The sequence below is a fragment of the Burkholderia sp. MSMB1072 genome (assembly GCF_001524725.1).
Classification (GTDB): domain Bacteria; phylum Pseudomonadota; class Gammaproteobacteria; order Burkholderiales; family Burkholderiaceae; genus Burkholderia.
Map to the genome: position 1 here is coordinate 15,555 of NZ_LOYC01000042.1, position 19,257 is coordinate 34,811.

At 65.8% G+C, this 19,257-nt stretch carries 20 protein-coding genes and 2 pseudogenes; 11 read left to right on the forward strand and 11 right to left on the reverse strand.

The window, feature by feature from the left end:
- Positions 1 to 102 precede the first annotated feature (102 nt).
- The 5 genes from WS89_RS22495 (at position 103) to WS89_RS22515 (ending at position 3,746) form a co-directional block, all read left to right on the forward strand.
- The gene (locus WS89_RS22495) at positions 103 to 402 is read left to right on the forward strand and encodes an ArsR/SmtB family transcription factor (protein WP_059500135.1); all 300 of its coding nucleotides are present in this window, start codon (positions 103 to 105) and stop codon (positions 400 to 402) included.
- A 20-nt stretch (positions 403 to 422) separates the two neighbouring features.
- On the forward strand, positions 423 to 1,775 hold the full coding sequence (locus tag WS89_RS22500) for a pyridoxal phosphate-dependent decarboxylase family protein (RefSeq protein WP_059793599.1): 1,353 nt from the start codon (positions 423 to 425) through the stop codon (positions 1,773 to 1,775).
- 182 nt (positions 1,776 to 1,957) lie between these two features.
- Complete coding sequence (locus WS89_RS22505; protein WP_059500133.1) at positions 1,958 to 2,425, forward strand: cupin domain-containing protein; 468 nt, start codon at positions 1,958 to 1,960, stop codon at positions 2,423 to 2,425.
- A gap of 56 nt (positions 2,426 to 2,481) precedes the next feature.
- Positions 2,482 to 2,850 (forward strand): hypothetical protein, encoded by a 369-nt coding sequence (locus tag WS89_RS22510; RefSeq protein WP_059793601.1) that lies wholly within the window; start codon positions 2,482 to 2,484, stop codon positions 2,848 to 2,850.
- A 74-nt stretch (positions 2,851 to 2,924) separates the two neighbouring features.
- Complete coding sequence (locus WS89_RS22515) at positions 2,925 to 3,746, forward strand: SDR family NAD(P)-dependent oxidoreductase (RefSeq protein WP_059793603.1); 822 nt, start codon at positions 2,925 to 2,927, stop codon at positions 3,744 to 3,746.
- Positions 3,747 to 3,863: 117 nt separating this feature from the next.
- Here the strand turns inward: WS89_RS22515 and surE are convergent, their stop codons facing one another.
- The 3 genes from surE to WS89_RS22530 all read right to left on the reverse strand — a co-directional run bounded on the left by surE (position 3,864) and on the right by WS89_RS22530 (position 5,843).
- Positions 3,864 to 4,643, reverse strand: coding sequence for a 5'/3'-nucleotidase SurE (gene surE, locus WS89_RS22520; protein ID WP_059793606.1), 780 nt, complete (start codon positions 4,641 to 4,643; stop codon positions 3,864 to 3,866).
- Between the two features lie 164 nt (positions 4,644 to 4,807).
- Positions 4,808 to 5,116 carry an AzlD family protein gene (locus WS89_RS22525; RefSeq protein ID WP_059500130.1) on the reverse strand — a complete coding sequence of 103 codons (309 nt, stop codon included), beginning with the start codon at positions 5,114 to 5,116 and terminating at the stop codon, positions 4,808 to 4,810.
- On the reverse strand, positions 5,109 to 5,843 hold the full coding sequence (locus WS89_RS22530; protein ID WP_059500129.1) for an AzlC family ABC transporter permease: 735 nt from the start codon (positions 5,841 to 5,843) through the stop codon (positions 5,109 to 5,111). The genes WS89_RS22525 and WS89_RS22530 overlap by 8 nt, the downstream gene beginning before the upstream one ends.
- A 125-nt stretch (positions 5,844 to 5,968) precedes the next feature.
- Between WS89_RS22530 and WS89_RS22535 the strand changes: the two genes are divergently transcribed.
- Entirely contained in the window at positions 5,969 to 6,427 is a 459-nt protein-coding gene (locus WS89_RS22535; RefSeq protein ID WP_006486309.1) for an Lrp/AsnC family transcriptional regulator, read from the forward strand.
- Positions 6,428 to 6,646: 219 nt separating this feature from the next.
- Positions 6,647 to 7,216: a hypothetical protein gene (locus WS89_RS22540; RefSeq protein ID WP_059793607.1), complete on the forward strand. Its 570-nt coding sequence runs from the start codon at positions 6,647 to 6,649 to the stop codon at positions 7,214 to 7,216.
- Between the two features lie 93 nt (positions 7,217 to 7,309).
- Here the strand turns inward: WS89_RS22540 and WS89_RS22545 are convergent, their stop codons facing one another.
- The 3 genes and pseudogenes from WS89_RS22545 to WS89_RS22555 all read right to left on the reverse strand — a co-directional run bounded on the left by WS89_RS22545 (position 7,310) and on the right by WS89_RS22555 (position 10,113).
- Positions 7,310 to 7,942: a LysE family translocator gene (locus WS89_RS22545; protein WP_059500127.1), complete on the reverse strand. Its 633-nt coding sequence runs from the start codon at positions 7,940 to 7,942 to the stop codon at positions 7,310 to 7,312.
- Positions 7,943 to 8,177: 235 nt separating this feature from the next.
- Positions 8,178 to 9,218 (reverse strand): annotated as a pseudogene (locus WS89_RS22550) (MFS transporter); the annotation flags it as partial.
- Between the two features lie 562 nt (positions 9,219 to 9,780).
- Positions 9,781 to 10,113: a DUF2322 family protein gene (locus tag WS89_RS22555; protein ID WP_059793609.1), complete on the reverse strand. Its 333-nt coding sequence runs from the start codon at positions 10,111 to 10,113 to the stop codon at positions 9,781 to 9,783.
- A 205-nt stretch (positions 10,114 to 10,318) separates the two neighbouring features.
- On the opposite strand from WS89_RS22555, the gene WS89_RS22560 reads away from it, so the two are divergent.
- The gene (locus WS89_RS22560; RefSeq protein WP_257127418.1) at positions 10,319 to 10,543 is read left to right on the forward strand and encodes a hypothetical protein; all 225 of its coding nucleotides are present in this window, start codon (positions 10,319 to 10,321) and stop codon (positions 10,541 to 10,543) included.
- Between the two features lie 167 nt (positions 10,544 to 10,710).
- Here the strand turns inward: WS89_RS22560 and WS89_RS22565 are convergent, their stop codons facing one another.
- Together WS89_RS22565 and WS89_RS22570 are read right to left on the reverse strand one after the other, a co-directional pair.
- Positions 10,711 to 12,858 carry a TonB-dependent receptor gene (locus tag WS89_RS22565; RefSeq protein ID WP_059793613.1) on the reverse strand — a complete coding sequence of 716 codons (2,148 nt, stop codon included), beginning with the start codon at positions 12,856 to 12,858 and terminating at the stop codon, positions 10,711 to 10,713.
- 968 nt (positions 12,859 to 13,826) lie between these two features.
- A complete protein-coding gene (locus WS89_RS22570) occupies positions 13,827 to 14,528 on the reverse strand; it encodes a flavin reductase family protein (protein ID WP_059793615.1) in 702 nt (233 codons plus the stop codon).
- A 224-nt stretch (positions 14,529 to 14,752) separates the two neighbouring features.
- Between WS89_RS22570 and WS89_RS22575 the strand changes: the two genes are divergently transcribed.
- On the forward strand, positions 14,753 to 15,079 hold the full coding sequence (locus tag WS89_RS22575) for a thioredoxin family protein (RefSeq protein ID WP_059793617.1): 327 nt from the start codon (positions 14,753 to 14,755) through the stop codon (positions 15,077 to 15,079).
- Between the two features lie 10 nt (positions 15,080 to 15,089).
- Positions 15,090 to 15,509: a secondary thiamine-phosphate synthase enzyme YjbQ gene (locus WS89_RS22580; RefSeq protein WP_059793622.1), complete on the forward strand. Its 420-nt coding sequence runs from the start codon at positions 15,090 to 15,092 to the stop codon at positions 15,507 to 15,509.
- 49 nt (positions 15,510 to 15,558) lie between these two features.
- Here the strand turns inward: WS89_RS22580 and atsR are convergent, their stop codons facing one another.
- From atsR to WS89_RS22595, 3 genes are all read right to left on the reverse strand, one after another.
- The gene (gene atsR / locus WS89_RS22585) at positions 15,559 to 17,382 is read right to left on the reverse strand and encodes a hybrid sensor histidine kinase/response regulator AtsR (RefSeq protein ID WP_059793618.1); all 1,824 of its coding nucleotides are present in this window, start codon (positions 17,380 to 17,382) and stop codon (positions 15,559 to 15,561) included.
- A 1-nt stretch (position 17,383) separates the two neighbouring features.
- On the reverse strand, positions 17,384 to 17,887 hold the full coding sequence (locus WS89_RS22590) for a molybdopterin-dependent oxidoreductase (RefSeq protein WP_059500122.1): 504 nt from the start codon (positions 17,885 to 17,887) through the stop codon (positions 17,384 to 17,386).
- Positions 17,888 to 17,950: 63 nt separating this feature from the next.
- Positions 17,951 to 18,823, reverse strand: coding sequence for a response regulator (locus WS89_RS22595; protein WP_059793620.1), 873 nt, complete (start codon positions 18,821 to 18,823; stop codon positions 17,951 to 17,953).
- Positions 18,824 to 19,180: 357 nt separating this feature from the next.
- On the opposite strand from WS89_RS22595, the pseudogene WS89_RS33945 reads away from it, so the two are divergent.
- A pseudogene (locus WS89_RS33945) lies at positions 19,181 to 19,257 on the forward strand (sel1 repeat family protein); the annotation flags it as partial.

Consider the following 19,257-nt stretch of genomic DNA (forward strand, 5'->3'; position numbering starts at 1 on the left):
GCGCAACGGCGCGCGGCATCGCGGGCCGAAACCGTCGTTCGGACCCGTTGCCCGCATTTCGTCATTTAGCTAATATTCAAAACGTAACCGAACCCGCACCTCATGGACGACGTCACCCGCATCAGCGCCTTGGCCAACGAAAGCCGTCTGGCCGTGCTGCGCTGGCTCAAGCAGCCGCGCAAGCATTTCCCGCCGCAACCGCATGGCGATCTCGACGAACTGGGCGTGTGCTGCACGTACATCACCGAGAAGCTCGGCATCGCGCCGGCCACGACCACGCGCCACATGCGCATCCTCGCGGACGCAGGGCTCGTGCAGGCGACCCGCGTCGGCAAGTTCACGTACTACAAGCGGATCGACGGCGCGCTGCAGCAGCTTGGCCGTGATCTCTCGAAACTCTGACCCTGACCGAGGCAACCGACATGGACGAACTTGCACTGCTGGCCGACGCCGATCGGCGCGCGCACGCGTATCTGGCCGCAACGAACGAGCGGCGCGCGTTTCCCGATGCGGCGGCGCTCGCCGGTCTCGCCGCGTTCGACGAACCGCTGCCCGACGTGGGCCGCCCGGCCGACGACGTGCTGCGCCTGCTGGACGAGTGCGGCACGCCCGCGACGGTCGCATCGAACGGCCCGAATTACTTCGGCTTCGTGATCGGCGCGACGCTGCCGGCCGCGGCAGCGGCCGAGCGGCTGATGCTCGCGTGGGACCAGTGCGCGTCGTCGTATGCGAATTCGCCGGTGGCGGCGACGCTCGAGCGCCAGGCCGCGCGTTGGGTCGTCGATGCGCTCGGGCTGCCCGCAGGCAGCGCGGTCGGCTTCGGCACCAGCGCGACGGCCTGTACGCTCGTCGCGCTGGTGGCCGCGCGGCGCGCGCTGCTCGCGCGCAAGGGCTGGAATATCGACGAGGATGGGCTGATCGGCGCGCCGGAAGTGAAAGTCGTGATCTCCGCGCTCGCGCACATCACGGTGAAGAAGGCGCTGCGCGTACTCGGCTTCGGGATGAAGCGCATCGTCGTCGCGCCGGTCGATACGCATGGCCGGATCGACCCGGCGCAGTTGCCGCCGCTCGACGACATGACCATTCTCTGCGTGCAGGCCGGCGAAGTGAACACCGGCGAATTCGATCCGTTCGCGGCATTGATTCCGCCCGCGAAGGCGGCCGGCGCGTGGGTGCACGTGGACGGCGCGTTCGGCCTGTGGGCGCGGGCGTCGTCCAAGCGCACGCTGACGGACGGCATCGACGGTGCCGACAGCTGGACGACCGACGGCCACAAATGGCTCAACACGCCGTACGACGGCGCGATGGTGATCTGCCGCGATGCGGCCGCGCTCGCCACCGCGATGAACAGCGACGCCGTCTATCTGATCGGCGCGCAGGATGCGCAGAAGAACCTGAACCTCGAATTCTCGCGGCGCGCGCGCGGCATTCCCGTGTGGGCCGCGCTGCGCTCGCTCGGCCGCGCCGGCGTGGCGACGATGGTCGAGCGGCATTGCGCGCAGGCGGCACGCGTCGCGGACGGCCTGCGTGCGGCCGGCTACGACGTGCTGAATCGTGTCGTGCTGAACCAGGTGCTCGTGCGCGCCGGCACCGACGAGGAAACGGCGGCGATCGTCGAAGCCGCGCAGGCGTCGGGCGACGTGTGGTTCGGCACGACCGTGTGGCAGGGGCGGCCGGCGTTCCGGATCAGCGTGTCGTCGTGGCGCACCGAGGATGCACACATCGATCGTCTCGTCGCGTTGCTGACGAAGCTGCGCGGCGTACACGTGGGTTGAGTGTCGCGCTTCGTCCACGGTTGAAATGGTTGCGTATGCAACTTTACTGCATGCGATGAGGTGCGACACGGCCTGCGGGGCTGCGTTATGTCTGCAAGCGCGAAAATGTCGGACAATAGCCGCTGCACCGGCCGCGTCGGCGCGGTGCGTTCAACCGAAGCATTCACGCTTGCGAGGTCCCCATGTCGACTCCCTTTCCCCGGGAACTGCTGAAAGCCGCCGATATCGCGAAGATGGAACCGACGCGCGAGGTGCATTCGCTCAATCCCAATGCCGTTCGTCTGAAGCGACAACTCAGCGACTTGACCGGCCTGACGCAATTCGGCGTTCATCTGCTCACGCTGATGCCCGGTCACGAATCGGCCGAATATCACCGCCACCTGTACGAAGAAGAATTCGTGTACGTGCTGTCCGGCACCGGCACGGTGACGATCGGCGAGCGCGCCAGTGAGATCGGTCCCGGCGATTTTCTGGGATTTCCGCGCGGCGGCGAAGCGCATACGGTGCAGAACACCGGCGATGCGCCGCTGGAGTTGCTCGTCGGCGGGCAGCGGCTCGAACACGACGTATGCGAATACCCGCGCATCGGCAAGCGGCTTTATATCGCCGGCGAACTCGAAGAGTACGTCGAGCTGCCGAAACAGCGGTGACGGCCGATTGCACGTCATCTCCGGAGAAGGGTTGCAGCAGCGTGCCGCCTACCTCGATGAGTCAGATCCCTTTTCTTGCTTTTGCGCTCGCGGCGCTCGTGCCCGGCCTGGTGTGGGCGCGTTTGACCCACGATCCCGGGTCGCTCAAATATTCTGTTCCAATCGCCTACCTCGGTACTGCAGCGTTCGGGATCCCGCAATATCTGCTGGTCATGAAATACTGGCGCGTGTCCGTGTTTTCATCGTGCCTGTGCGGCAGCGTCACGGGGTTGTTGACGTGGATTGCCATCTATTTCATTTACACCGCCGTCCGGGATGACGATGTTTTCAAAGGCGGCTTGGCGGTCGTTTTCGGGTTTCTTGCGTTCGTGGGCCTGGGGGCCGTGGCGGGCTTCGTGTTCTGGCTCATGTACCGTTGGCAGTGATCCAAAGGACGAATTTGCTTCTCGCGGCCCCGTCGCGCTTATGATGCGGGAACGCCACTGACAGGGTTCACGCCATGGACGCGCCGCTCCCGCCGATGTCTTCCCCGATTGCCGAAACGGCTCCCGACACCGAAGCTGCCGCCGAGCCGCGCGCGTTGCGTGTGCACCAGCCGGTCGCGCTCGTCACCGGCTCGACGTCGGGGATCGGCGCGGCTGTCGCCCGCCGCCTGGCGGCCGACGGCTACGCCGTGATCCTGCATTCGCGCAGTTCGGCCGACGCCGGGCGTGCGATGGCGCGTGAACTCGGCGCGGCCTATGTGCAGGCCGATCTCGCAGACGATGCGCAGCGCGTGCGGCTGATCCGCGATGCGCTCGCCGTGCACGGGCGGCTCGACGTGCTCGTCAACAATGCGGGCGCCAGCCGCGTGATTCCGCATGACGACCTCGCGGCGGCCACGCCAGACGTGTGGCGCGAGATGCACGAGATCAACGTGATCGCGCCGTTCAGGCTCGTCGCCGAAGCGCAGGCCGCGCTGCGCGAGGCGGCGTCGCACGGGCGGGCCGGGTGCGTCGTGAACGTCAGTTCGCATGCGGGTGTGCGGCCGAAGGGTGCGTCGATTCCGTATGCGGCCGCGAAGGCCGCGCTCAATCACACGACGCGGCTGCTCGCGCGTACGCTCGCGCCGGCGATTCGCGTCAACGCGGTCGCGCCGGGGCTCGTCGATACGCCGCTGACCGCCGACTGGACGCAAGCGCAGCAGCTCTGGCGCGAGCACGCGCCGATGCGCCGCGCGGCGACGCCGGACGATATCGCCCAGACGGTCGCGATGCTCGTCGCCTCCGACTACGTGACGGGCGAGATCGTGATGCTCGACGGCGGGTTGAATCTGACGTGATGCAGTGATGCAGTGATGCAGTGATGCGGCGATGCGGCGATGCGGCGATGCGGGGATGCGGCGGCGCGCAGGCAACGCATGTCGCGCAACCGCCAGGCCGTTCGAAGGCGCGCGCGATCAGCCGAGGTTCGACCGCAGCCGCGCGAGCGCGTGCTCGTGCGTGCGCTCGAACTTCAGCGGCGTGACCGCGATATACCCTTCGCCCAGCGCGACCGTTTCGGAATTCGCATCGTCCTCGCGCGGTGCGCGCGCGAGCTTCAGCCAGTGATATTCGATGTCGCGCGGATCGCGTCCCGACACGATCTCGACGCCCTGCAGCGTGCCCGCACCCTGGCTCGTCACCTTCAGGCCGCGTACGTCCCCGGCCGGTCGCGCCGGGAAATTCACGTTGAGGCACGCATCGCTGTCCCAGCCGGCGGCGACGAGCCGGCGGATGACGTCCGGCGCATGCGCGCGCGCCGTGTTCCACGGCACTGCGTTGCGATCGGCGAACGCCTGGCTCAGCGCGATGGCCGGCACGCCGACCAGCATGCTCGTCATGGCCGCGCCGACCGTGCCGGAAAACACCGTTTCGGTGCCGAGGTTCGCGCCGCGATTCACGCCGGACAGCACGACGTCGGGCCGCGCACCGTTCATCAGATGGCTGACCGCGATCGCGACGCAATCGCCCGGCGTGCCGCGCACAGCGAAGCGGTGCTCGCCCTTGCGATGCACGCGCAGCGGTTCGTGCAGGCTCAGCGAGTGCGACGTGCCGCTCTGATCTTCGGCTGGCGCGACGATCCACACTTCGCGCGCGAGTTGCGTGGCGACCTGTTCGAGTATTTCAAGGCCGGGAGCGTCGAATCCGTCGTCGTTGGTGAGCAGGACACGGTCGAACAGCGGGCGGGTTTCTGGCATCGGGACGATCCTCGCGAAGGGCAATGAGAGGGGAGTGCGGCATGGCGCAAGCCACAAGGCTAGCACTCCGGCGCGCGGATCGTCGTGTCGCGCCCGTGGCGCCGGTCGGCGCGGACGTGAAACGGGCGCATCGCGTGTGTTGCCGGTGTGGCGGCCGGACCCGCTCAGCCGAGCAGATGGCGCAGCAGGCCGGCCGACACGACGCCGACGATAACGGTCGGCAGGATCGACAGGCGCGTCGCCGCGACGAGCGTGATCGCGAGCGCGAGCAGATCGGCCGGGCGCGTCGACACGAAGGCCGGCGCGATCACCGAGATCAGCACGCAGCCCGGCACGTTCTCCATGACCGACGCCATCCGCGGGCTCAGCGTGCGGTTGCGCAGCAGCACGTAGCCGAGGATGCGCGACAGGTAGGTGGTCGACGCCATCAGCACGATCGTCGCGACCGTGCTGAAATCCGGAAGCTCAGGCATCGCGCGGCTCCCACAGCAGCGCGGCGATCAGCCCCGCGCATGCGCCGGCGGCGACATACCACGCGCCGGGCAGCGCGAGATGGGTGGCCGCCGCGACGACGAGGCTCACGAACCATGGGCGGCTCGCGCGCACGCCTTTCCACATGCCGCGCAGCAGCACCAGAAACACGGCCGTGAACGCCATGTCGAAGCCGTATTGTTCGACGTTGCCGATCGTCGGGCCGACCGCCGCGCCGAGCGTGGTCATCGAGATCCACGTCAGGTAGAGCCCCGAGCACACGCCCGCGTAGTAAGGGACGCTGATGTGCGCGGCCGAGCGCGAGCGCGCGTCGGCGAGCGACATCGCCCAGCTCTCGTCGCACATGAAGAACAGCGCGAGGAACGCACGGCGGCGCGGCAGGCGCCGGATATACGGCTCGAACGCGGCGCCCATCAGGATGTGGCGCGAATTGACGAGGAACGACATCGCGACGATCAGCGCGATGTGCGGCGGCGATGTCCACAGATGGATCGCCGCGAATTCGGAGCCGCCGCCGAAGTTCAGGCCCGTCATCATCGGCACCTCGAACAGGCTCAGCCCCTTTTGCGCCGCCTGTGCGCCCAGCACGAGCGCGAACGGCACGAAACCCAGCATGACGGGCAGCGCCGCGCGCAACCCGCGACCCATCTCGGCAAGATACGCGGGCTTGTCGCGAAGCCCGGACGACGTTGAAACGCTACTGCTCATCACTCCTCCTTCGGGGGAGGGATTGTCTGCTTTTTTGACTCGAATCGGATTGCGTTGTCGCCAGATATTTCGCAGAATTTGGCATCGAACGCTTGATACATGATTTTTTTGGAATCGGATGCCAAATGAAACTGGATGCCATCGACCGCCGGATCCTGAGCGCGCTGCAGCGCGACGGCCGCATGCAGAACGTGGAGCTGGCGCACGAGGTCGGGTTGTCGCCGTCGCCGTGCCTGCGGCGCGTGCGGCTTCTCGAGGAAGCCGGCGTGATCGAGAAATACGTGGCCGTGTTGAACCCGGCGAAGGTCGGCAAGGGGCTGACGATCTTCACGCGCGTATGGCTGAAGGGACAGGACGCGGAATCGGTGAACCGTTTCGCCGAGGCCGTCCAGCAGATGCCGGAAGTCGTCGAATGCCACCTGATGGCAGGCGACTGCGATTTCCTGCTGCGCGTCGTCGCGGCCGACATTGACGATTACCGGCGTTTCCAGATGGAATACCTGACGCGCATTCCAGGCGTGCTCAGCGTGAAGACCGACATTCCGATGCAGAAGGTCAAGCTCACGTCGGCGCTCCCGACCTGACTCTATGCGACCACGCGGCGGCGCGTCGAAGCGCGGTCATCGCGCGGTGACAATCGCCGGATAAACTGATGGGGTGAGTCGCGTCGCACGGATTGTTCGTGTGGCCGCGCGTTGTTCGATGTGCAAGCAACTAACGGTCAATGCCGACGCGATCGGCCAAACGGCGCGGCGCGCCGGTCATACGTCGGAGCGAATGCGTTTCTTCCTGTCGAGCCTTACATGCAGCCATTCAATACGCCGTGGAATTCGCTGGAAATCGTCAAGCTCGTGCTTGGCGTGCTGACACCGTTGTCGGTCGCGTGTCTCGGCTGGCTCGTCGCGCGCCGGCTGAAGCGGCTCGAACTCGTACAGTGGACCAACCAGCGGCTGATCGAGAAGCGGCTCGCGCTGTACGACACGGTCGCGCCGCAGCTCAATGCGCTGCTGTGCTTCTATACGTGGATCGGCTACTGGAAGGACATCTCGCCGGACGACGTGATCCGCGCGAAGCGCGACCTCGACCGCACGTTCCACATCTACCGCTACCTGTTCGACGACGATGTATACGACGCGTATCACACGTTCATCCATGCGCTGTTCGAGATGCATACGGGGCCTGGCCGCGACGCGCGGATCCGCTCGCTGATCCACGCGCCCGACGGCGACCGCAGTGTGCACGGTTCGTATGAATGGAAGCCGGCGTGGTCCGAGCGTTTCTCGACCGCGAATGTCATGCCCAGGGACGACGTGCTGCGCCATTACACGCAACTGATGGAACGGCTGCGCGTGGCGCTGGGCGCGACGCGCTGAAGGCTTCGGTGCCTGCGCGTCCGCGCACGTGAAGCAGTGGCGGCGCACGGTGGCGGCTGATATGCCCGCGTCATCACCTCTCTGCTGCCTGCGTCAGTGGCGCCCCGCCACCGCGAGCCGCGCGGCGAGACCGACGAACACCGTGCCGAGCAGATATTGCGGCACCTTCGATGGCCGGCGGCGCGCGCCGATCCGCCGGCTCAGCCGGCTCGCGGAGAGAATCACCGCGCCGTTCACGACGATCCCGATCAGGTTGAGCACGGTCGCAAGCACGAGAATCTGCACGGCGATCGAGCCGTGATCGGGCCGCACGAACTGCGGAAACAGCGCGAGGACGAACAGCGCCATCTTCGGGTTCAGCAGGTTGGTCGTCAGCCCTTGGCGGAAGATCACCGCGGTCGAACGGCGACGTTGCGACGCGATGGGCGACAGCGTGGTTGCATCCGAACGGAACGTTTTCCACGCGAGATACAGCAGATACGCAGCGCCCGCGAAGCGCACGACGTCATACGCGAGCGGCACCGCGACGAAGAGCTGCGACAGCCCGAGCGCCGCCGCGAGCGCATGGCAGTAGGTGCCGGCCTGAATGCCCGCGAGCGTCGCGAAGCCGGCGCGGCGGCCCTGGCTCACGCTGCGGGACGCGATCAGCAGCATGTCGGGGCCGGGTGTGGCGGTCAGCGCGAGACACGCGCCGGAGAACAGCACGAGCGTGGAGAGATCGATCACGGGAAACCCTTTCGCCGACGAGGCGTGAAAGGGAGATCAGTTTAGGAACGCCGTCGCGGGCAGTCAACCGTGACGCGAGAGACGGCCGGCGCGGTATGGCTTCGCGATCGCGCCGGCCGCGGCTCTCACTCGGCGACGTGCGTCATGCCGGGCGCCGGCACGGCCGGTACGCCGGCCGCGCGCGCATCGGCGGGCATCGCCCACGCGAGCCATTGCGTGCGCAGCAACACGAGCGCGGCGCATGCGCTGCGAACGCGAAATCGGCGACGGCGATCGCGGTGAGCAGCACGATCAGCGCGCGCACGCCGCTGACGCGGTCCGCGATGAAGCCGCCGAGCGGCCGCACGATCGCGCCGAGGAACGCGAGCAGCGACATGAACAGGCCGGCGTTGATCTTCGGCATCTGGTACAGCGACGTCAGCAGCAGCGTGACATACGACGACATGCCGACGAAGCCGCCGAACGTGATGCTGTAGATCAGCATGATGACCCACGTGTCGCGCTCGGCGAGCACCGCGCGATAGCGGGCGGGCAGGATCGCGATCGCGAGCAGCGCGCCCATCACCGGCAACAGCAGGACGCCGGTCTTGCCGACGCCGAACAGCCCGCCGTGCACGGCCAGCACGAGCGCGACGAGGCCGACGAGCGTGATCGCGAATGCGCCGAGCGCGCGTGGCACGCTGCCGGACTTCCCGCCGCGGTCGTCGGCCCAGGTGACGATCGCGACGCCCGCGATCGCGAGCAGCGGCAGTGCGGCGGCCGTCGACAGCTTCCAGCCGACTGCCGCCGCGATGTGCGGAAACATGAAGCCGTCGAGGACCGCGCCGATGTTGCCCGCCGCGGCGAGGCCGAGCACGAGCCCCTGCACCTTCGGCGGATAGCTGCTGCCCGCCATCGGCAGCGCCACCGCGAAACTGGCGCCGCCCATGCCGAGGAACACGCCGAGGACGAGCAGCAGCGCATACGACGGCGTGCCGGGCACGCACGGCAACACGACGGACGGCAGCGCCGACAGCACGACGCCCATCAGCGCGATGCTGCGCCCGTTTGCGGACTGGTACAGGTTGCCGAGCGTCACACGCAGGATGGCCGCCGCGAGCACCGGCACCGCGACGAGAAAGCCCTGTTGTGCGGCGGACATCGCGATGTCCTTGCCAATGAACGGCGCGAGCGGGCCGTACAGCACCCAGACCGTGAAGCCGGTATCGAAATACAGGAAGCACGCGAGCAGCGAGCGCCAGTTGCCGCTCTGCAGGGAGGTGCGCAAACGCGTCATGGTGAAGACCTCTGCGAATTGCCGGTCGGACACCGGCGGGATCGGTCGGAACATCGCGAGGCGCCGCGTCGCGGCGTCAGGGTCGTTGTTGGCAATATGTATGCCAGCACGCGCGAAATGCCGCGAATGCGGTGTCCGGCCTGCTTCGGCGCGGCATTGGAGAGGTTCGTCAGCGCTCGACGCGACAAAGGGGGCGGCACTGGCGGCGTGCTGCCCGGAACGCGGATCCTCTGCGCACGGATTAAGTGCGGCGCGAGATCCCGCCGGCGATCACGTTCGCTCGCCTAGTGGGGCCTGCGTCGAGACTCGGAGACGGGCCGGTTTCGGAAGGGGGATCGCGCGAATTCCCGGCAACGCCGGGTGACGGCATCGGGATCGTGTGCCGGTTGAACTGCTGACCGGTGAAGGGCCGAAGTCGGGCGATTCCGGTGTGATGCGGTCGGGCCTCGGTGTCGCTCGGCCTCGGGCACGGTGGGGCTGCTTTCGTGTGGCACAGCCGGGCGCGCAGCGGTCCGGCGCGCCCCGCAGCAAGAAGCGGCGGCGTGCCGGATCGCTGCGTAGCTCAGCCTTTCGCGACGATGTCGATGCGCAGCGCTTCGCCGCCGCCGACGATCGCCAGCAGCCGATCGACGTTCGGGTGCGCGCCCGGACGATTGCGCGCGTCGGCCGTATGCTCGGCGAACACCGCGAGGCCGTGTTCGGCCGCTTTCGCGTCGAGGGAGCCGAATGCCTGCTTCAGATAGTGGTACACCGCGAGCGAGCCCTGCTTGCCCGGCTGGTTCTCGATGGTCGCGACCACGTCGCCGTTCGCGCCGACGAGATCGATGTGCGCGATGCCGTCGATGGCCGGCAGTCGCGCGAGGTTGTCCTTGAATACTGGGGTCGGTCGAATCACTTGAAGCACTCGGTCGGTTGGGGGTTTGATCATAGGTCGAGGTGACCGACCGTATGTTATCTGATCAGCTACGGTGCACTCTTCGGCGTCACCGAGCTCGCAGCGCATTGCGAATGCCAAGCCCAATCCGCGAAATAATCTTCTGGACGATGAAGCATACTACGTACCCGAGGCACGACCGGAGGACACGATGGGCACAATAAGCATGCAAGCGATCGTGAGCAATACGACGATTCAAGTCGTTTTTACGCCGGGTGACGCGGAAGCTACGATTTACATCGTGAACGGAGAGCATGGCTCGTATCAACCCCGCCATATGGACGTTCGCGAATATGGCGAAGCCGGAATGTCCGCCGAGGACATTGTCCGGCACCTCCTCGAAGTCGTTTCAATTTCCGTCGAGGAGCTTGATCGCATGCGTCCCGGCTGAGCTGGCTCGGCCGCCGCGGTGGCGAGCCGGCGTGTAGAGCGCGTCAACAAAACGCCCTCGACGTTGCAGGCAGCGCCCCCGAGGCGCTCGTTTCGGTCGACGAGCTTGCTCGCGATCGGATGTCGCGCCCAGCCGCACCATCATTCCCCGTTGGGCACGTTCGGGTTCTACATCTCGTACCGCAACGTTGCCATGACGCTGCGCGGCGCCCCCGGCATGTTGAGGTTGGGGCTCGAGCCGTGTGCCGAAACGATATAGCCCTTGTTGAACAGATTGTAGAGGTTTAACTGGAGCGAGATCGGCCCGTGCGCGTACCAGGCCATCATGTCGGCCGTCACGTAGCCCGGCAAGGTCACAGTGTTCTGCGGATCGGCCATGCGCGCGCCGACGAAGTTCAGGCCGCCGCCGACGCCGAAGCCGCTGCCGAGATTCTTGGTCAGCCACAGGTTGCCGGAGTGGCGCGGAGTGAGCGTTGCGCGTTTGTCCTGCAACGCCGCGGTCGACTTGGTGACGGTCGCATCCAGGTACGCATAGCCTGCCAAAACGCGCCAGCCGTGGCCGAGTTCCGCGGCCCCGCTGAGTTCCATACCGTCGGTCCGCTGCTCACCGATCGGAATCAGTGCCGTGCTGGTCGCATTGGCGACCTTGATGTTGCTGCGATCCAGCCGGAATATGGATATCGTCGTGGTGGCCTTGCCGCCAAGCCAGTCGTACTTCGCGCCGATCTCGGTGTTGGTCGTGGTTTCCGGAGCGAGTTCCGCATTGTTGGCCGCCAGCGAAAACGTCTCGCCGGAAGGCTGGAAGGAGCGGCTCCACGACACGTAATACGACTGCGTCGTGGTCGGCTGCCAAACCAGGCCCAGGCGTGGGCTCCATGCCGTGTCCGTACGCGACAGCCCCGGCTGCTTGGGACGTCGGTCGATCGTTTCCTGCTCGAAGCGATCGTAGCGGATGCCGAGCAGCGCCTTCCACTGATCGTTGAAGCTGATCAAGTCCTGCGTGTAGAACCCCAGCGTCTTGAAGATGCCGAGGTTGTTGGCGGCCGGCGTGGCCGACGTGTGGAGCGGCAGCGTCGGCAGGGCCGGCGTGAACAGGTCGAAGTTCATCGGCTTTCCGTTCGCGCCGGTGACGGGAGCGGAATAATTGACGAGATCCTTGTTCTGCTGGCCGAATTCCATCCCGTACAGCAACTCGTGCTTCATGCCGAACAGCGTGGCCTTTTGCGTGAGATCGGTCTGGTTGAACCAGCCGTGTTCCTCACGATAGACGTTGCCGTGATTCAGCGTAAAAGTCCGGTTCGCTTCGTTGACGCTGCCGACGAGCGTGTTGTTCCGGTCGAGCGAATAGTGGTAGTAGCGAGTGGCGTTGCGGATCGACCACTGCTCGTTGAACTCGTGCTTGATCGTGGCGGTGCTCGAGTAGACACGCGACCGCGTATAGTCCACCTCGCCGGCATTCGCCGCACCGTAATAGGCGGATGCCGGCACGTCGACCGGTCGTCCCTTGTAGGCCGGGATGCCGAAGTCCGTCACACGGCGATCTTCGAGGTAGTCGGCTTGCAGCAACACGGTCGTCTTGGGCGCGATGCGAAATTCGAACGACGGTGCGACCGCCGTGCGATTCAGAAACTGCTGCGAGCGATAGCTCTTGGCCTCTTCGTGCGCGCCGGTTATCCGGAAGGCGGCCGCGCCGTTTGCGAGCACCCGTCCGACATCGGCTTCGACTCGGCGATCGGCCCACGAACCGTAGCTGATGCCAAGATTGGTGACGTCGACTCCGGGCTTTTTCGTCACACGATTAATTAGTCCACCTGAAGAACCTCGGCCATAAAGAACGGCGGCGGGGCCCTTGACGACCTCAACCCGATCGACGTTCGAGAGATCGCGGAAATACAGTGCATCGTCGCGAATGCCATCGACGAACTGGTCGGCGATCGCGGAGAAGCCACGAATGGTCACCTGGTCGCGCTGACCGTCGCCGGTCGAGAAGCCAACCCCGGCTACGTTCTTCAGGACGTCCTGCAACGAGTTTGCATGCTGATCGCGCATCACTTCGGCCGTGACCACGTTGACCGTCTGCGGGATATCGCGCAGCGGCGCATCGATCCTGGTCGCGCTGACTGCGCTGGACGGGTTGTAGCCTTCTCCCGGATCGCGAATCGAACTCGCGCTCACGGACACGGCCGGCAGCACGTCGGCGGCCGGGCTTGCCGGCGCCGGCGCGCTTTCCTTTGCGAAGACCGCACCCACCAGGATCGGCTGGCACGCGGCGGCGGCCAGAACGGCGCGTCGTGCCGGTTGCAATACTCGTCTCATCGTCCACCCTGTCGTATGTAATAGTTCGTAATTCCGTAACGCGACGCATTATCATTTGAAAGGAAAGGAAGGTCAACAAGTGTTGCGTAGCTGCAAGGCTATTGATTTGTCTGATGTTTTGTTCGATGACAAGCTTGTTCCACGTATGCGCCCGGCTCACGGCATAGGCGTTAAAAATCCGCTTGGACTCACCTCGTTTATCGACGTCCGTAGTCGAGCCATCATCACGTCAGCGCCGTAGACGCAAAGATGGCCGCCAGCATTGACGTGTATGCCGGCGAGCCGGTGTGTAGAGTCGGCTAGCAAAACTCTGTCGCGGTCGTCGGCACCGTGTCGGGCGAACGCGCAACAGCGCGAGCGGATGCCGGCCGAGCGTGACACCCATCGCGTTGTAGTCCGGACGACGCGCTCGCGGACGGACATGATGCCAACGCGGGTGAACAGCGCCTTGGCCTGCGCTTCGTTGAGTAGCTGACCGGCAAGTCGGCCAGGTCCACCGCGCCCGCCTTCCCGGCAGATTCGGCCGCAGCGGCGCATACCTGCCGGCGCCCGAGCTACAAGGCGCAGGATGTCAAGGGCGTCGGCCGCAGTGGCCAGCTACAGCTGAACCGATGCCCAGAGCCGGCGTTGCATGCGCTGGCCGGTTTCCGATCCATGATGTGTCGGTGCGCTGCCCGTACGCGTCGAATCGAGTGCTTCAGGTGGGTCATGTCATCCATGCGGAAGCGGTGCGGGAGGGCGGCGCGCGTAGGGCGGTGCCGCGCCAAGTCGCAGCGCGCCGACGCGGGCGCCGAACGCGTGCCATCGGTTCGATCGCGAGATTACGATCGCTGTGTCGATCTGCGCGATCAGCACGGCGATGCATCGGGTCGGCCGTGTGAAAGGGTGCTGGGCCGGCGCAGCGGTATCGGCCACGTGTGCGGAAGCAGGGCGGCGTGTCGGATTCACCGGAATTCGCGCGCGCTTCATTACCGCCCAGTACCGGTCAGCATGCCCGCGTCGCGCGAGCGCTCGATGTCGGGGCTGCGATACGCGAGTTCGGGAATCTCGGCGAGCCGCGACGCATGCACCTGTCGCGGCGCCAGCCCATAGAACTTCTGGAAGCTCATGATCAGCGGCGACCACTTGTCCGGATCGATGCGGTCCGGATGACCGTCCATCAGCAGGCCGGGATGCACGTGCACGCGCTGGATGCGCAGCTCGAACACGCGGATGCGGCCGCGCAAGTCGGGCATGTCGTCGCCGATCCCGTGCGTGGCCGCGACGACCGCCTCCAGATGCACAGGACATTCGAGCGCGCGCGGCGGCGCGACGGTTTGCGATGCCGTTTCGGCCAGCCCAGCCGTGCCGAACTTGTCGGGTTCGAATACGTACCCCTTCGCGCGCTTGCCATCGGGCACCGGGTACGTGCCCGTCGTGCGCGCGATACGGTCGACCGCGTCCGCCTGCGCCGACGATGGCAGGTTCAGCACGCATTCGCCGGTGCGTAACAGGTTGCGGGTGGTCTGCGAGCTGGCGGCGATTCCGATCACGCCGCGCCAGCCGAGCCAGAACGCGGACGAGATCGGTGCGAGATTGGCCGTGCCGTTTTCGTTCAGCGTGCTGACCAGCACGATGGGCGTGCCGAAGTAGAGAATGTTTGGTTCGGTGACGCAATGCGGCGCATTCATGGTTGAGTCCTTCGCTGACGGGATCGGTTCACATGCTGATCCCGTCGCGACGGCGCGGCGCTCCGAATCTTGTCGTGTCATTCCGAAAGGTACGCAAAGGCGCGGTGGCGCCCGCCCGGACCGGCCGGCAGTGCGCGGGCTTTTCCGCTACAGTAGGAAATCGAAGGCTGCACGCATCAGGCTGGCGCGTGCAGTCACGTTCCGCCAACGCACACGAGGGCCCGATGGACACCGAGCAACGCTATACCGCCAACGCGCCGACCCGCGCGGAAGTCGACGCACTGAGCGGCGCAACCGTCATCGAATTCGGCGCGAACTGGTGCGGAATCTGCGCAGGCGCGCAGCCCGCGATCACGGCGTCGTTCTCCGAGCATCCTGCCGTGCGGCACCTGAAGATCGAGGACGGCCCCGGCCGTCCGCTCGGCCGCTCGTTCGGCGTGAAGCTGTGGCCGACGCTGGTATTCCTGCGCGACGGGGTCGAAGTCGCGCGGGTCGTGCGCCCCGCCGACGCGAAGCAGATCGAAGCCGAAGGCTTCGCCGCGCTGGGCTGAGGTCATGGCAATGCAACAGGCCATCACGCATGTCGGCGTCGATACGCGCGGCAGCGGCCTCGTCGAAATCACGCCGCAGGTACGAGCATTCGTCGACCAGCAGGCGATCCGCACCGGCCTGCTCACCGTGTTCTGTCGCCACACGTCGGCGTCGCTGCTGATCCAGGAGAACGCGGATCCGTCGGTGCAGCGCGATATCGAACGCTATTTCGCGACGCTCGCGCCCGAGGACGACACGCGATACGAGCACGACACCGAAGGCGCCGACGACATGCCCGCGCATCTGCGCACGGCGCTCACGCAAGTGCAACTGTCGATTCCGGTCGAGCACGGGCGCATGGTGCTCGGCACGTGGCAGGGGATCTATCTGTTCGAACATCGGCGCGCGGCGCACCGGCGCGACGTCGTGCTGCATCTGATCGGCGAGTAGGCGCGTAGCGGGGCAAAGCGGCGAACGCGCGATGCCGCGTTGGCGCGGCTCAGGCGAGCAGCTTCTCGACGAGCGCGCCGAGTTCGCGCAGGTGAACCGGCTTCGGCAGGAACGCGTCGAACACCCGCTGGTTTTCGCGCAGCGCTGCCGATTCATACGCGCTGACGCCGAGGATAGCCGGATGCCGGCCGTCGTCGTCGGGTTCCGCCACCGCGCGAATGCGCCGCGCCACGTCGAATCCGCTCAGGTCCGGCAGTTCGAGATCGAGCACGACGAGGTCGTAGCGGCCCGTTCCGAAGCGCGCGACACCTTCCTGTCCGGTGCCGCACAGATCGGCCTCGATGCCGAGCGCCGACAGCATCGCGCCGAGCGTTTCGCGCGCGTTGTCGTTGTCGTCGACCACCAGCGCGCGCCGCCCGAGGTGCGCCAGCACCGGCGGCAGCGCGGGCATGTCGGCCGCGCTGCCGCCCGCGCCCGTATCGACGCCGGGTACTTCGACGGGCAGCGTCACGACGAACTCGCTGCCTTCGCCGACCACGCTGCGCACGTCCACATGCCCGCGCAGCGTCGTCACGATTTCGCGCACGACCGCGAGCCCCATGCCGATCCCGTCGACGTGCAGTCCGACCGCGTCGTTCGCGCGATAGAACGGCTCGAAGATTTTCGACAGATGCTGCTTCGCGATGCCGGCGCCGGTGTCGCGTACGGCGATGCTCACCTGCTGGCCGGCCGGCGCATCGGCGAGCGTGATCGCCACCGTGATCGAGCCGCCGACCGTGTACTTGACCGAGTTCTCGATCAGGTTCGACAGCACCTGCCGCAGCAGCTTGCGATCGGAGCGGATCGCGAGGCCGGGCGGCTCGACGAGCTGCGTGACCGAGATCCGTTTCGCCACGATCTTCTCGCGCAGCGGTTCGAGCACTTCGGCAAGCAGCGGCGCGACGCCGACGGTATCCAGTTCGGCGATGCGCTTCGTCGAGCGCAGCTTGATGTAGTCGGTGAGGTCCTTGACGAGCGCTTCCAGCGACAGCGCCGAATTCTGTAGCCGCCGGATCGTCTTCAGGTTCGCGTCGGACTGCGCTCGCGCGAGCAGGATCTCGATCGATCCGCAGATCGCCTGCAGCGGCGTGCGCAGCTCGTGGCTGACCATTCCGAGGAACGCGTTCTTCGCCTCGATCATCTCGAACGCGCGGTCGGACGCCTTGCGTTCCGCGTCGAGCGCCGCGTGTTGCCGTTCGAGCAGCTCGTCGCGCGTGCGCATCGTATAGAGCAGCAGCAGGAACAACGCGCAGAGAATCACGCCGAGCACGATGCCGAGGATCAGGATCGCGCGCTGCTTGTCCTTCAATTGATGGAACGTGAAATCGCGCTGCGCCATTTCGATCGCGCGGAAATAGTTCGCGAGGCCGTTGACCTTCGGCCAGTACGCATTGACTTCGTCGATTACCTGCCGCGCCTGCGTCGGCGCGTCGCGCAACGGCGGCACCTCGCGCTTCAGGCGCGTCATGAATTCGCCGAGCGCGTCGATCTCGTTGCGCGCGCGCGGAATGCGCAGCCAGTATTCGGACACTTCGGACGGCCGCTGCAGGAATCCGAACGACACCGACAGGCTGTCGAGCTGCACCTGTACGTGATCGAAGTCTTCGTCCTCGTGCGTCGCGTACAGGATCAATTGCCGGTCGAAGCGCGTGTAGACGTTGCGGTACTGCGCGGCGGTCCAGAACACGCCTTCGCGCGGCCCCTCGAGCACGCCCTCGTTGACCGAGGTGGCGAGGAGATCCCACAGCAGGAACGCCCACGCGGCGAATCCCATGATCCACAGCGAGCCGAGGACCAGGATGATTTTTCTATTTTTCCATCGCCGCCGCGTCATTTCACTTCACGGTCAGACCGATGATCTGCCATGCGAACTTGGCTTCGCCGAGCGGCGTTTTCAGCTCGTCGGGATACTGGTCGCGCGGATACATGATCCACAGCGGGCCGTAGTTGTCGTTGCCGAGCACCTTGCCGTTCATCGTCCGCGCGAGGATCACGCCGTACTTGTCGGCGTCGGAGACGGGAATCGTGAACGTGTATTCGTCGATGCAGCGGAATTCGATCTGCGTGCCTTGCGCGCCGACCGTCTTCAGCACGTCGGACAGGCGCGGTCCGGTGAAGGTCGCCTTCGGCGTCCAGCTCGTCGACGTGACGATCGTATGCTGCGGCAGCGCCATCAGCGCCTGCTCGGAAAAGACGTAGGCCGTCTTCCCCTGCTGGTTGCTCTTGCTGATCTTGCCGTCGACGGTGAACGTGAACGACGAAGCGGCCCATGCCGCGGCGGCCATCCCGAGCAGGCAGGCCGTCAGCAGGCTTTTGGTCCAGATGGTAGAAATGCGCATGTCTTTCCCCTCGGTCTGATGGTTGGTGTTGCCGGTTGTCGTCCCGGCGTCGGTTTCCGGTTCTCAGTTCGTGGCCGCCGCGGCCGGCAGCGTGAGTTTCAGTTCGCGGGCGACTTCCGCGAACAGGATCGGCAGGCGCACCGGCTTTTCTTCGCAGCGCGCGTTGTAGTGCGACACGATGTGCGCGATCTCGTCCTCGCTCGCTTCGCCGGTCGAGATCTTGCCGGTCAGCAGGAAGATCGGCGCGCCGCTGTTCTCGCTCGAGCGGATGCTGCGCACGAGTTCGGCGGCCGTCTGGTCGCCGAGCATCCAGTCGAGGATGTAGCCGTCGAAATCCTCGACTTCCAGCGCCTTGCGGAAGCTCGCGCCGTCGAAGTACGGAATCGCGTTCACGCCTTTCTCGATGAAATATTCGCAGACCGTTTCGGCGACATCGTGCGAATCGTCGACCACGGCGATCCGCGCCGCATACACGTTCGGCTGCGCCGAGCGCAGCTCGATCACGTCGACCGGATACGTGCGGCCCTCGCGCGCATGCTCGCGTTCGGTGACGATCCATTCGCCCTGCCATTGCAGCGCGACGAAATCCGTTTCGATCTGGCTGGTGGCCTTCGTCGAGATCGCTGCGCGGCAGCGCAAGCGTTTCGATTCGATCACGAACGTCGCGTCGATCATCTCCGCCGCGGCCGGCTGCGTGCCCTTGTCGTCGAGCAGGATCGCGGGCGGCACGCCGAAGTGCGTCGCGATGTCCTGCAACTGCGACAGGTTCCACGGGATCAGGCCTTTCATCTTGCGCGTGACGACCGAGAAGCTCAGACCGAGCACGTTCGCGATCGTCGTGTTGTGACTTCGCGGCGGAATGCCGTTCCGGTTCAGGAGATCGCGCACCTTGTTGGCGGTGATGAGATCGACGTTGGCCTGCTCGGTGGTGGACATCTCGATGGGGTCTCCAGGGGTTTTGGCGAGGAAGAGCATATCAAAGCTGACGCGCTACGCAAACTTCAAACACGCGAATGCCCTTGACATGCCATTTTTCTCCATTATTATTGCTCACCACGTCACTATTGTTTGCTGCGTCATGTTTGGAGATCGATGCCGGCACAGTCGGATCAGCGCAGAGCGGCAGCAATGAAGCAGTGACGGAACGATTCGAAGAGAGAACCTGAGAGAGCCTTGGCAGCGTGTCGGCGTGCGCGGATTGTATCCGCTGCGCCGCGCGCAACCGGGTAAACGCTCGCGGGGATGGGATAGCTCGAAGAATTGCGGCGCCAATAAAACTTGAGGAAAGTACCAATGTATCGCCGTTTACTCGCACCGGGGCTGCTGTTGCTGTTGGCCGCGTGCGCGCAGGATCCGTCGGTTACCGCCGG